The organism is Castellaniella sp., assembly GCF_004321985.1.
GTDB lineage: Bacteria > Pseudomonadota > Gammaproteobacteria > Burkholderiales > Burkholderiaceae_B > Castellaniella.
In genome coordinates this window covers 125,291-138,232 of sequence record NZ_SCQN01000014.1, presented here as the reverse complement: position 1 = coordinate 138,232, position 12,942 = coordinate 125,291, and the positions used below count along the sequence as shown (strand labels likewise).

The window sequence follows — 12,942 nt, the reverse complement described above, 5'->3', positions numbered from 1 at the left end:
ATATCATTCAGCTTGTTGTAAGATAAAGACGTGTTAGGATTGGCTCGTTGCCAAGACACACAGAGACAGGAAATCACTATGTCCGATCTTCGTCACACCCTACCCCAGGACGGCGCCTTTACGGCGACGCCCATCGTGGCGCGCAACCGCGTGCTGCGCAACACCTATTGGCTGCTGGCGCTGTCCATGATCCCGACGGTGCTGGGCGCTGCTGTCGGTCTGCACTTCGGTGCCGGACAGGCCATGGCCGCCAACCCTGGTACCAGCACCCTGCTGTTCCTGGTGGGAGCGATCGGGCTGATGTTCCTTGTCGAGCGCAACAAGAATAACTCGCTGGGGGTTGCGCTGCTGCTGGGCTTTACGTTCTTCATGGGCCTGATGCTATCGCGCCTGCTGGGCATGGTCATGGGCCTTTCGAACGGCTCGCAGCTCATCATGCTGGCCTTCGGGGGAACAGCCGCAGTCTTCGGGACCATGGCGACGATCGCCACCACGACCAAGCGCGACTTTACCCACCTGCAGAAATTCCTGTTCATCGGGGTGGTGCTGCTGCTGGTGGCCATGCTGGCCAACATGTTCCTGCAGATTCCGGCGCTGATGCTCACGCTGTCCGTGCTGGCGATCGGGATTTTCTCGGCCTTCCTGCTGGTGGATCTGCAGCGGGTCGTGCAGGGTGGGGAAACCAACTACATCACGGCCACGCTGGCGGTCTATCTGGACCTGTACAACATCTTCGCCAACCTGCTGATGCTGCTGGGCATCTTCGGCGGCAACCGCGACTGACCAACGTCCGGTGCGGTGCGGCATGATCCGCACCGCATTGCCCGTATTCCCGGTCATCGCCCGGCGGCCCACCGCCGGGCGAAATTTCAATAGCGCTGTAAATCCATCAGCACCTGACGTGTGCGCAGCGGCGCTTCCAGCAATTGATCCAGGCGTTCCCGCAGCGCCTGGCGCGTGCCGGGCTCGACGGCGGGATCATCGAAATCCGGCATGGTGGTCTCCACACCATAGCCCGACTGCTCCAGCAACAGCCACTCGAACCGACGCAATACCGCAGCCTGGGAAGCTCCCGCCGGGTCAGCCAGCACGTCCAGCGCCGCTTCATACGCATCGAACACCCCCGGATAGGGATCCTCGCGCGCCAGCAAACGCAACAACAGCTCGCTCATGTACCAGGCCGACATCAGAGCACGCCCGCGCAACAGGCGCACGGGGCCGGTCTCCGCCCGGGTCAGCGTGTGAACCTCAGCCTCACCGCTCCAGGACAGCCACAGAGGCTGAAACCCGACCAGGACTGGACGCAGAGCGGAATAAGGGCGCTTGGCGCCCTTGGCCACCAGGGCCACGCGACCATGGTCGCGCGCGAAGGCCTGCACGATAAGCGAGGTCTCGCGCCAGGGGCTCGCATGCAGCACATAGGCGCGCGCATCCTGCACCCGCTGACTGCGTTTACTCATAGCCCAGGTCGCGCAGCGCCGATTCCCGATCCGACCAGCCCTTGCGCACCTTGATGTAGACATCCAGATGCACGGGCTTTCCGAGCAGCTTCACCATGTCCTGGCGGGCCTCGGTGGCAATGCGCTTCATGTGCTGGCCGCCCACGCCGAGCAGGATGGGACGGTGGCTTTCACGCTCCACCACCACACAGGCGGCGATCCGCACCCCCGCGTCATCTTCTTCCCACTGCTCGATGACGACCGTACAGGCATAGGGCAGTTCGTCTCCCACCAGGCGGAAAATCTTTTCCCGCAGCAGCTCGGCCGCCAGGAACCGCACCGGCCGATCCGTGAGCGTATCGTCTTCGAACAGATGCTCACCCGCCGGCAGGCGCTGCGCCAGCTCGTCGACCAGCGCATCGAGCTGGATATTGCGCAAGGCGCTCACCGGCACCACGGCCGCGTACGGGAACTGCTCCATCAGACGCGAGACGTAGGGAAACAGCTCGTTCTTCTGCTGGAACTCGTCGACCTTGTTGACGGCCAGCACGACCGGCCGGTGACGCGGCAGCAGCGCCACCACGGAAGCGTCGGCCGCCGACCATTTCCCCGCTTCCACGACGTGGACGACCACATCGACCTCAGCCAGCGCCTGCGTCACCACACGGTTCATCATGCGGTTCATGGCGCCGCCATGCCGCGTCTGGAAACCCGGCGTATCGACGAACACGAACTGATCGGACCCGCGTGTCAGCACCCCATGGATCCGATGACGCGTGGTCTGCGCCTTGCGTGAGACGATAGAAAGCTTCGCGCCAACCAGCGCATTGCTCAAGGTTGACTTGCCCACGTTCGGGCGGCCCACCAGGGCAACGAAACCGCAGCGCGAGTCGCTCATTTCTTCTCCTGCATGACTGCGACCGGCAGGCTGAGCTGGGACTGGCGATGATGGCGCCGTCCCGACCGCCGAGCCGGACCCAGAGCCTCGATCGCCGTGATCAACTGTGCCGCGGCCGCCTGCTCCGCCGCACGGCGGCTGCTGCCCGACGCCTGCTGACGCAGGTCCAGTGAAGGGATCTCACAGACCACATCGAAGGTCTGATTGTGAGCGGCACCGCGCGTTCCCGCAACCGTGTATTGGGGCAAAGCCAGGCCGCGCCCCTGGACCATTTCCTGTAACAGCGTCTTGGCATCCTTGCCGAACGTGCGCAAATCGATGTGCGCCAGAATGGGACGATACAGGCGTTCGATGGCCGCGCTGACTTCCGGGAAACCGCCATCCAGAAGCAGCGCGCCCAGAATTGCCTCGACCGCATCCGCGAGGATGGATGGCCGCCGGAATCCCCCGCTCTTGAGCTCGCCCTCTCCGAGGCGCAACAGACCCGACAGAGACAGCGTGCGGGCGATGTCGGCAAGCGCAGCCTGTTTGACCAGGTTGGATCGCACCCGGGAGAGGTCACCCTCGTCCATTTCATCGTGCTCGCGAAACAACAGCATGGACACCACGAAATTCAACACCGAATCGCCCAGGAACTCCAGCCGCTCGTTGTGCGGCATTCCGTGGCTGCGATGGGTCAGGGCCTGTTCCAGCAAGCCAGAGTCGCGGAAACGATAGCCCAGTGCTTCCTGCAGGGTGTCCAGTTCCGTCATTACTTGAACCTGCCGATACGGCTGGGGGAGCCGAAGTTCATCCAGATGAAGAACGCGCGACCCACGATGTTGGCATCCGGCACGAACCCCCAGTACCGGCTATCCAGGCTGTTGTCGCGGTTGTCGCCCATCATGAAGTAATGCCCGGCCGGCACCGTACAGCGGATGCCATCGGACAGGTAGGTGCAGGCCTGGAAATCCGGAAAATGGGTGATGGGCATGAAATCCTGCGGCGCATTGGCGTTCAGCAGGATCTGGTGCGAAACCGGGCCGAGCTGTTCGTGATACTGGCCTACATAGGCGGCCCGATCGGGCTCGAAATAATCACCGGCCCGCTCATGCGGGATCAACTGGCCATTGATGGTCAGCACCTTGTTTCGATATTCGATCACATCGCCCGGAACCCCGATGACGCGCTTGATGTAGTCCACGGACGGATCCACCGGGTAGCGAAACACCATCACGTCGCCGCGATGCGGCTTCCCCAGCGAGATGATCTTGCGATCGATCACCGGCAGCCGAATGCCGTACTCGAACTTGTTCACCAGTATCATGTCGCCGTTCTCCAGCGTCGGCAGCATGGAGCCAGACGGGATGCGAAAGGGCTCCACCACGAAGGAGCGCAGCACGAACACGAACAGGATGACCGGAAAGAAGCTGACGCAGTATTCCACCCACCAAGGCGCTCGCAGCGTCTTTTCGTAGACCTGGGAACATTCGGCATCCAGCGCAGCCACATCCAGACCTGCCGCATTGTTGCGGCAGGCTCGTACTGCCTCTTCGGCACGCGCCCGGCGCAGCTTGCGCAGGCGGAAGCGGTCCAGCAGCCAGACCAGCCCCGTGACGATCAGGGCCACGAACAGCAGCAGTGCAAAATCCCAACTCATGTTGATTCCCGCCTATTTGTCCTCGACTTGCAGCACCGCCAGGAAAGCCTCCTGCGGGATCTCGACATTGCCGACCTGCTTCATGCGTTTCTTGCCCGCCTTCTGCTTTTCCAGCAATTTTTTCTTCCGCGAAATGTCGCCACCATAGCATTTGGCCAGGACATTCTTGCGTAGCGCCTTGACGTTCTCGCGGGCCACGACCTCCGCGCCGATGGCCGCCTGGATGGCGATGTCGAACATCTGGCGCGGGATCAGGCCGCGCATGCGGGTGACCACGTCCCGCCCACGAGCGCGGGCGTTGCTGCGGTGCACAATCATGGACAGTGCATCCACCCGGTCACCATTGATGAGCAGGTCGACGCGCACCACGTCCGCCACGCGGTATTCCTTGAACTCGTAGTCCATGGAGGCATAGCCCCGCGAAACCGACTTCAGGCGATCGAAGAAGTCCAGCACGATCTCGGCCAGCGGAATCTCGTAGCTCAGGTGGACCTGGCGGCCGTGATAGCTCATGTTGAGCTGAACGCCGCGCTTGCTGGTGCACAGCGCCATCACCGGCCCGACGTATTCCTGGGGCATGAACAACGTGACCGTCATGACCGGTTCGCGAATCTCGCGGATCAGGCCGACTTCCGGCATGCGTGCCGGGCTGTCGACCTTCAGCACCGTACCGCTGCCGTCCACGACTTCATAGACCACCGATGGCGCAGTGGTAATGATGTCCATGTCAAACTCGCGTTCCAGCCGTTCCTGCACAATATCCATGTGCAGCAGCCCCAGAAAACCACAGCGGAAGCCAAACCCCAGCGCCTGCGAGACTTCGGGCTCGAACTTCAGCGACGAATCGTTCAGGCGCAGCTTTTCCAGCGAGTCGCGCAACTGGTCATACTGGGTGGACTCCACCGGATAAACGCCGGCGAAAACCTGCGGCTTGACTTCCTTGAAACCGGGCAGCGGCCCAGACGCCGGCCGCGAGGCCAGCGTCACGGTGTCGCCAACCTTGGCGTGCTGCAGTTCCTTGATGCCGGCAATGACGAAACCGACCTCGCCCGCGGACAGGATTTCCCGGGGTTCGGATTTCGGCGTGAATGCGCCGAGCTGCTCACACAGATGTGTGGCCCCCGTGACCATGAGAAGAATCTTGTCTCGGGGGCGCAACGTGCCGTTGACGACGCGCACCAGCATCACCACACCGACGTAATTGTCGAACCAGGAATCGATGATCAGCGCCTGCAGCGGCGCCTGCGGATCGCCCTTCGGAGGCGGCACATGCGCCACGATGGCTTCGAGGATCTCGTCGATACCCTGCCCGGTCTTGGCGCTAGCCAGGATCGCGCCCGAGGCATCGATGCCGATCACGTCTTCGATTTCAGCCGCGGCCGAATCGGGATCCGCCGACGGCAGATCCATCTTGTTCAGGACCGGTAGTACTTCCACGCCAAGCTCAATGGCGGTATAGCAGTTGGCAACCGTCTGGGCTTCCACGCCCTGGGAGGCGTCCACCACCAGCAGCGCACCCTCGCAGGCCGACAGCGAGCGGCTGACCTCGTAGGAGAAATCCACGTGACCCGGGGTATCGATGAGATTGAGCTGATAGACCCGGCCATCGGCGGCCAGGTAGTGCAGCGCAGCAGTCTGCGCCTTGATGGTGATGCCGCGCTCGCGCTCGATATCCATCGAGTCCAGGACCTGGGAGGACATCTCCCGATCCTGCAACCCGCCGCAACGCTGGATCAGGCGATCGGCCAGCGTGGACTTGCCATGGTCGATGTGTGCGATGATGGAGAAGTTGCGGATGAGGTCCATATACAGGGGATCGTCGTAAAAAGGAAGGGGACGCCGCAGGGCGCCCCCTTTCGTTCGACCGGTATTTTAACGGTTTCCGGCCATCCGCATTATTGAGGCTTGATGATCACCCACTGCGACTGCTGATCCCGGCTGACCAGCAGTACCGCCGGACGGGATTTGTCAAGTCCCTTTACGACCTCGGCATACTGCTGTGGGCTGGTGATGTCGGTATCGTTCACACGCAGGATGATGTCGCCCGGCTGGATGCCGACATCGGCGGCTGTGCCTTCAGCCTTGTCGACCACCACGCCCTGGGTATCGCCCGAACCTTCCGGCAGTGCCTTCACAATCAGCCCAAGCCGGTCAGCCTTGGTCGGTGCGGGTGCCTGTTCGGATTTTTGCGCCGCAATATCCTTCTCTCCCAGTTCGGCAACCTTGGCCTTCAGATCGACGGTCTTGCCCTTGCGCCAGACCTGGAGCGAGGCTTCAGTCCCGGGCTGCGTGGCACCCACCAGGCGCGGCAGGTCCGTCATGTGCTGGATCTTGTGACCATTGAACGCAGTGATCACATCACCGGGATGCACCCCGGCCTTGGCCGCCGGGCCCTTGGGTTCGACGCTGCTCACCAGCGCACCTTCCGCCCTGGGCAACCCGAGCGCCTTGGCCACGTCATCCTGGACTTCGGTGATCTGCACGCCGATCTTGCCGCGCGTGACCTTGCCATGGGCTTTCAACTGATTCACGACCCGCATGACTTCGTCGATCGGGATGGCCAGCGAAATACCCATGAAGCCGCCGCTGCGGGAAATGATCTGCGAGTTGATACCCACGACCTGGCCCGCCAAATTGATCAGCGGACCACCCGAATTGCCCGGATTCACCGCCACATCGGTCTGGATGAAGGGCAGATAATCACCGGTATCCCGATTGATGGCGCTGATGATGCCTGCCGTCACCGTCGAGTCCAACCCGAAAGGCGAGCCGATGGCCAGCACCCACTGCCCTTTCTTCAGCTTGTCGGAGTCTCCGATGGGCAGCGGCTTGAGGTCTTTGGCGTCGATTTTCAGCAGTGCGATATCGGTGCGCGCATCCGTCCCGATGACCTTGGCCTTGTATTCCTTGCCGTTGGTCATGGTGACGAAGATGCCGTTGGAACTGTCGACCACATGGTTGTTGGTCAGGACATAGCCATCACTGGAAATGATGAAGCCCGAGCCAATGCCGCGCGGCACGGTCCGCTCCTGTGGAGAACGGGACTGCCTGGGCTGCGACTGCGGCTTCTTCTGCTGCTGTTGATGCTGCGACCCAAACCCTGGGGGTACGAAATCCGGGCCGAAGAACCAGCGGAACAGATCCGACGGATCGCCCTCGCTTCCTGGTCCCAGCGGCGAGCGGCGCACCGGGACAGCCTCGGTGGTGCGGATGTTGACGACCGAACCCTCGGTCTCCGCCACGACTTGAGTGAAATCGGGCAGCGCGACCGTCGGGACGGCAGGCTGGGCCTGCGCAGTCGCCACAGGCAGGGTTGCTGCCAGCATCAGGCCGGCAGCCGCGCCTGCCATCACCCGCCTCACGGCAGGCGTACCGGGCAAATTGAAAACCATGGAATTCTCCTTGTCAGCGAAGTTCAGTGAGCAGCCTTCGGCACATACTGCACGGCGTGTGCCACATCCCGCACGGTCTGTGCGGGGACCTCGCCAACAGCAGTGAGCCAATAAGACGCCAGGCGCAACCGATAAATGTTCAATGCACCCTGGCGCATGCCGCCCTGTTTGACGTTTTGATCACGTTTCGGATCAAAGGTTTCAACGAAAATCGAAATGGCCGCCAGCCCGTCGGACAGCACCAGTTGATCCACGCCATGATTCGGGCCGATCTTGCGCGATAGCTGTACTACGGGCGCAAACCCGGCTGGTGGGGAAAACCGCCAGCCCTTGGCCTGCAGATCCGTGGGCGTGCCCGATTCGGTTTCCTGCTTCCAGCCGTGCGTGTCCCATTTGGCATCCAACGCATTGGTCGGCACGTCGGTCCCTAGCCGGATGCTGCCGAAGGCCACCTGATCCACGATGTGACCCCTGGGGTCCAGGGTCTGCGACTTGAGCAGCAAATGTGTCTTCTGGTCGGTGCAGACGCGGTAGCTGTAGCGCAGACGATCGCGCGCGAGCAGCTCGGACACGGTGCAGCGCCGGCCCGCCACGCGATAGGCGCGCGACGACGGCTTCCATTCATAGCGCTTCCCCAGGGACCGGCCATCGCCCAGCAACAGACCCGGGAAATGATCACTGCGCGCCGGCTGTGCGACGACCAGTTTGCGATCCGGATACAGGCAACGCTGGATGTCATTCTGCCGCAGGCACTCGCGCGGCTCACCGTCCAGCGCCTCCAGACGTTCGCGTTCCCCCGTGCCATCGACCACGTGCGCCAGGCGCGTGGACTGGATCACCGCACCCTGCTGATACACATAGACCCCCGCAAAATCCAACGTCCGGGCGGCGGTCTGAACCTGTTGCAGGAAATCGTCAATATCCGGCGAAGCCGCCAGGACCGGGACGCTGCCCGCCGACAACAATAGCGCGAGGCCCAGGGCTCGCGCCCACCGTCGGACAGGTCCGGCTCCGGTCATCAGCGCGATCCCATCCCGTCGTAGGAAACCTGCCGCACAGGACCGGCGCCCGCCATGTCCTGGTGCGCATCCATATACGGCGTCAGGCCCGGATCGGCGGGCTCGACCTCGGCGACCACGGGTGCCATGGTCGCAATGTCGCCGCCACCAAACAGCGCCGGCCGCGCCATCCAGACCACGGAAGCCACGGCAGCGGCCACCGCCACCCCCGACAGGCTCAACCGCAGCAGGTGGCGCCGCGCAAGCGGCGCTGGCGCGACGATGGCAGGCTCGGCATCCAGCGCAGCGGACACGCGAGCGTAAAAACGGCTGGTGGGCTGTATCGCCAGGTCCTCGCTGCGCATGACGTCGCCAATCAGGTGGTAGGTGTCCCATACCTGACGGGCATGGGGAGTGTTGAGCTCGTCGACACGGAGGTCTTCCTGGCCATCCACCCAGGCCGACACCGAGGCCTCCCAGGTCTGATCCATCGCTTGCGGTTCACGACGAGTATTCATGACGGCTCCTTACCAACGGTGCTCCGAATTCTGGCCCATGACAGGCCGCAGCCGGGCCGCGATCGCCTCGCGGGCCCGAAAGATGCGCGAACGCACCGTCCCAATCGGACACCGCATGGTGCTGGCGATGTCCTCATAGCTCATCCCTTCGATTTCCCGCAGCACGATCGCCGTGCGCAAGTCCTCTGGCAACGCCTCGATGGCCTCGTTGACCGTTTGCGCGATCTGACGACTGGCCAGCACCGACTCAGGTGTGCTCTGGTCGCTTAGGCCATCGATCTGGTCAAAAGTTTCACCATCTTCGGTCTCCAGAGGTGTAACAGCGATCGGACGGCGGAAGCTGGCGCTTTGCCAGTTACGCGCGGTATTGATCGCAATCCGGTACAACCAGGTATAGAAGGCGCTGTCGCCACGAAACTGAGGCAACGCCCGATAGGCCTTGATGAAGGCCTCCTGGGCAACGTCCTCGATCTCGGCGGGGTCATGGATCATGCGCGAGAGCAGTCGCATGATCTTGCGCTGGTATTTGATGACCAGCAAGTCGAACGCGTGGCGGTCTCCGGTACGCACCCGCTCGACGAGCGCAAGATCAACCTCGCGCTCGGACATGTCGGCTCCGTAGGATGGCCTGTGCCCGCACGGCTCAGATCCGGCTGACGATCATCGAACCGTTGGTCCCGCCAAACCCGAACGAGTTCGACAGTGCCACGTCGATCTTCAAGTCGCGGGCCTCGTTGGCACAGTAATCCAGATCACACTCAGGATCCTGATGGAACAAGTTGATGGTGGGCGGCGAGATCTGGTGGCAAACCGCCAGCGTGGTGAAGACGGCCTCGATCCCGCCGGCGGCACCCAGCAGGTGGCCAGTCATGGACTTGGTCGAATTCACGACCAGCTTGCGGGCATGATCGCCGAAGGCCAGCTTGAGCGCCTCGGTTTCGTTCTTGTCACCCAGCGGCGTGGACGTCCCGTGCGCATTCACATAGCTGATGTCCTCGGCATTCACCCCGCTGTTGCGCATGGCGTGAAGCATGCCGCGCCGCGGACCATCCTGATCGGGACTGGTGATGTGGTGGGCATCAGAACTCATGCCGAAGCCGCGAAATTCCGCATAAATGCGCGCCCCACGCCGACGCGCGTGTTCGTATTCTTCAAGCACCAGAACCCCGGCGCCTTCGCCCAGTACAAAACCATCACGGTCTCGCTCCCAGGGACGGGAAGCCGTGGTGGGGTCATCGTTGCGGGTAGACAACGCCCGCATGGCCGCAAAGCCCCCCATGCCCAGCGGCGAGACGGAGCTTTCGGCCCCGCCGGCCACCATGACATCGGCATCGCCATATTCAATCAGCCGCGCCGCATCACCGATGGAGTGCAGGCCGGTGGTGCACGCCGACACCACCGCATAGCTGGGGCCCTTCAGGCCGAGCATGATGGAAAGTTGACCGGAAATCAGATTGATGAGCGATGCCGGCACGAAAAACGGAGAAATCCGCCGCGCCCCGCGCTGCAGGTATTCGATCTGAGTTTCTTCGATGCGCGGCAGGCCGCCGATTCCAGAACCGATGATGGTGCCGCACCGGTCCGCGTTGGCCTCGGTCAGTTCCAGCCCGGAGTCGCGCCAAGCCTGGATGCCGGCAGCCACGCCATAATGGATGAAGGTATCCATCTGCTTGGCTTCCTTGGCCCCCATGTAGTCGGTGACCTGGAAGCCCTTGACCTCGCCGGCAATCTGAGCACTTAGAACCGATGCGTCAAAGCGCGTGACCCGCCCAATACCTGAGCGGCCATGGATGATGTTGTCCCAGGCGGTTTTGACATCATTGCCCACGGGCGACACGATGCCCAGTCCGGTTATGACGACACGTCGCTTCACATACGGCTCCTGAAAATGAAATGGGCGGATTCATGGCAGGCCATCGCTATCGGAATCCAGCACGGAAGCCGAAAGTGTCGCACCATGAACCGCCCGAGGGCACCGACAGCGGTGTACCGCAGCCGGGACACCAAAAGGATTACTGCTTGCTGTGCGAGCCGATGTAGTCGACCGCCTGCTGCACCGTCGTGATCTTTTCGGCTTCCTCATCAGGGATCTCGGTTTCGAATTCGTCCTCTAGGGCCATCACAAGCTCGACCATATCGAGCGAATCGGCACCGAGGTCGTCAAGGAAGGAAGATTCGTTTTTGATCTCGGCTTCGTTGACGCCGAGTTGCTCAGCGACGATCTTCTTGACGCGCTGTTCGATGCTTTCCATGCATGTTCTCCAGTTAGGAAAAATCCCGCGAATTATAGCCAAATGAGACAGACCGGGCAGCGGGGTCTAGGTCAGAAAAATATTTGAACGGATTTTACCTTAGATGGGCGAGCCCCGTTCCCATTGCTCTACATGTACATGCCGCCATTCACATGCAGGGTCGTGCCAGTGATGTAGCCCGCCTGCGGACTGGCCAGGTAGGCGACGGCATGAGCGATTTCAGCCGCGGACCCCAGGCGCCCCAACGGGATCTGGTTCAGGATGGCAGCCGTCTGAGCCTCGGACAGGGCCCGGGTCATGTCAGTGTCGATGAAGCCCGGTGCTACGCAGTTGACCGTGATGCCGCGGCTGCCCAGTTCGATGGCCAGGGCGCGCGACATGCCGGCCACGCCGGCCTTTGCCGCAGCATAGTTGGCCTGGCCGGCGTTACCGCTGTAGCCGACCACCGAGGTGATGTTGATGATGCGCCCCCAACGGGCCTTCATCATGATCTTGGCGACGCCGCGCGACATGCGGAAAACTGAGGACAGATTGGTATCGAGCACGGCCCCCCAGTCCTCGTCCTTCATGCGCAGGATGAGTCCGTCGCGCGTGATGCCGGCGTTGTTCACCAGGATATGAGGTTCGCCGTTGCCCGCCAGTTGCGCCAGAAGCGCGTCACAGGCTGCGACATCGTTCACATTGAGCACGGCGCCGCGTCCGCCATGGGGGGCCAGGGCTTCCGTCACGGACTGTGCCCCGGCCTCTGAGGTTGCCGTGCCGACGACCGTGGCACCGGCCGCAGCCAGCTCCAGCGCGATGGCGCGCCCGATGCCGCGCGACGCGCCTGTGACCAGTGCCGTCTTGCCGGAGAGTACGGATTCGGACATGTCAGCCTCCCAGGGATTCCAGCGTCTGCCGCAACGATGCCGGATCAGTGATGTTGAAGGATTGAATTTCCCGATCGATGCGCCGGACCAGGCCGGACAGGACCTTGCCCGGGCCGCACTCCACGACATGAGTCACGCCCGCGCCCTTCATGGCAATGATAGTCTCTACCCAGCGTACCGGGTGCCACGCCTGCCGCACCAGCGCATCGCGAATGGCAGCAGGATCCCGGGGCTGCGCGACGTCTACGTTATTGATGAGCGGGATGTGCGGCGCAGCCACGGCGATCTTGGCCAAAGTCTCGGCCAGCACGCGGGCTGCCGGTTCCAGCAGCCGTGAATGAAACGGCGCCGACACCGGCAGGACCAGCGCCCGTTTCGCGCCCGCCGCCTTGGCAAGCTCGCAGGCCCGCTCCACTGCCGCGGTATGGCCAGCGATCACGATCTGCCCCGGAGCATTGAAGTTGACGGCCTCCACGGCCTGTCCTTGTTCAGCCTGGGCACAGGCCTGGCGGACAGCTTCGTCATCCAGGCCGATGATGGCCGCCATCCCACCCTCGCCTACCGGCACCGCAGACTGCATGGCCTGAGCACGCACGCGGACCGTGCGTATCGCGTCGGCCAAGTCCAGTGAACCGGCCGCCACCAGAGCAGAATACTCCCCCAGGCTATGGCCGGCCACCAAGGCAGGCTCGGCACCACCCGCTTCTCGCCAGGCGCGGTACATCGCCACGGAACACAGCAGCATGGCCGGCTGGGTATGGGTCGTCAGATTCAGCATGTCGGCCGGCCCGCGGGCGATGAGCCCGCAAATGTCTTCGCCCAGCGCGTCATTGCCAGCCTTCAGCGCCTCCTGCACCACCGCGTCGTCCGACCAGGCATTCATCATGCCGACCGTCTGGGATCCCTGACCGGGGAATACGAATGCAATCTTCATCTT

At 62.7% G+C, this 12,942-nt stretch carries 14 protein-coding genes; 1 reads left to right on the top strand and 13 read right to left on the bottom strand.

Translation table 11 applies throughout. The annotated features are described in order from the left end of the window. Positions 1-78 precede the first annotated feature (78 nt). Complete coding sequence (locus tag EPN31_RS04090) at positions 79-783, top strand: Bax inhibitor-1/YccA family protein (protein ID WP_291769902.1); 705 nt, start codon at positions 79-81, stop codon at positions 781-783. A gap of 86 nt (positions 784-869) precedes the next feature. On the opposite strand, the gene recO is transcribed toward EPN31_RS04090, so the two are convergent. The 13 genes from recO to fabD form a co-directional block, all read right to left on the bottom strand. Beyond that, positions 870-1,460 carry a DNA repair protein RecO gene (gene recO, locus EPN31_RS04085; RefSeq protein WP_291769899.1) on the bottom strand — a complete coding sequence of 197 codons (591 nt, stop codon included), beginning with the start codon at positions 1,458-1,460 and terminating at the stop codon, positions 870-872. Then, positions 1,453-2,337, bottom strand: a complete 885-nt coding sequence (era, locus tag EPN31_RS04080) for a GTPase Era (protein WP_291769896.1) — start codon at positions 2,335-2,337, stop codon at positions 1,453-1,455. The genes recO and era overlap by 8 nt, the downstream gene beginning before the upstream one ends. Beyond that, the gene (rnc, locus tag EPN31_RS04075) at positions 2,334-3,089 is read right to left on the bottom strand and encodes a ribonuclease III (protein WP_291769893.1); all 756 of its coding nucleotides are present in this window, start codon (positions 3,087-3,089) and stop codon (positions 2,334-2,336) included. Before rnc ends, era begins: the two co-directional genes overlap by 4 nt. Further along, on the bottom strand, positions 3,089-3,976 hold the full coding sequence (gene lepB, locus EPN31_RS04070) for a signal peptidase I (RefSeq protein WP_291769890.1): 888 nt from the start codon (positions 3,974-3,976) through the stop codon (positions 3,089-3,091). Before lepB ends, rnc begins: the two co-directional genes overlap by 1 nt. Positions 3,977-3,988: 12 nt before the next feature. Then, the gene (lepA, locus tag EPN31_RS04065) at positions 3,989-5,782 is read right to left on the bottom strand and encodes a translation elongation factor 4 (RefSeq protein WP_291769887.1); all 1,794 of its coding nucleotides are present in this window, start codon (positions 5,780-5,782) and stop codon (positions 3,989-3,991) included. Positions 5,783-5,871: 89 nt separating this feature from the next. After that, on the bottom strand, positions 5,872-7,326 hold the full coding sequence (locus EPN31_RS04060; protein WP_291770092.1) for a DegQ family serine endoprotease: 1,455 nt from the start codon (positions 7,324-7,326) through the stop codon (positions 5,872-5,874). Between the two features lie 65 nt (positions 7,327-7,391). Further along, positions 7,392-8,387, bottom strand: coding sequence for a MucB/RseB C-terminal domain-containing protein (locus EPN31_RS04055; RefSeq protein ID WP_291769884.1), 996 nt, complete (start codon positions 8,385-8,387; stop codon positions 7,392-7,394). After that, entirely contained in the window at positions 8,387-8,884 is a 498-nt protein-coding gene (locus EPN31_RS04050) for a sigma-E factor negative regulatory protein (protein WP_291769881.1), read from the bottom strand. The genes EPN31_RS04055 and EPN31_RS04050 overlap by 1 nt, the downstream gene beginning before the upstream one ends. A 9-nt stretch (positions 8,885-8,893) precedes the next feature. Continuing rightward, on the bottom strand, positions 8,894-9,493 hold the full coding sequence (gene rpoE, locus EPN31_RS04045; protein WP_291769878.1) for an RNA polymerase sigma factor RpoE: 600 nt from the start codon (positions 9,491-9,493) through the stop codon (positions 8,894-8,896). A gap of 34 nt (positions 9,494-9,527) precedes the next feature. Then, on the bottom strand, positions 9,528-10,757 hold the full coding sequence (fabF, locus tag EPN31_RS04040) for a beta-ketoacyl-ACP synthase II (RefSeq protein ID WP_291769875.1): 1,230 nt from the start codon (positions 10,755-10,757) through the stop codon (positions 9,528-9,530). Between the two features lie 139 nt (positions 10,758-10,896). Continuing rightward, positions 10,897-11,136 carry an acyl carrier protein gene (gene acpP, locus EPN31_RS04035; protein WP_291769872.1) on the bottom strand — a complete coding sequence of 80 codons (240 nt, stop codon included), beginning with the start codon at positions 11,134-11,136 and terminating at the stop codon, positions 10,897-10,899. 128 nt (positions 11,137-11,264) lie between these two features. After that, a complete protein-coding gene (fabG, locus tag EPN31_RS04030) occupies positions 11,265-12,005 on the bottom strand; it encodes a 3-oxoacyl-ACP reductase FabG (protein ID WP_291769869.1) in 741 nt (246 codons plus the stop codon). 1 nt (position 12,006) lies between these two features. Next, a complete protein-coding gene (fabD, locus tag EPN31_RS04025; RefSeq protein WP_291769866.1) occupies positions 12,007-12,939 on the bottom strand; it encodes an ACP S-malonyltransferase in 933 nt (310 codons plus the stop codon). Between the last annotated feature and the right edge of the window lie 3 nt (positions 12,940-12,942).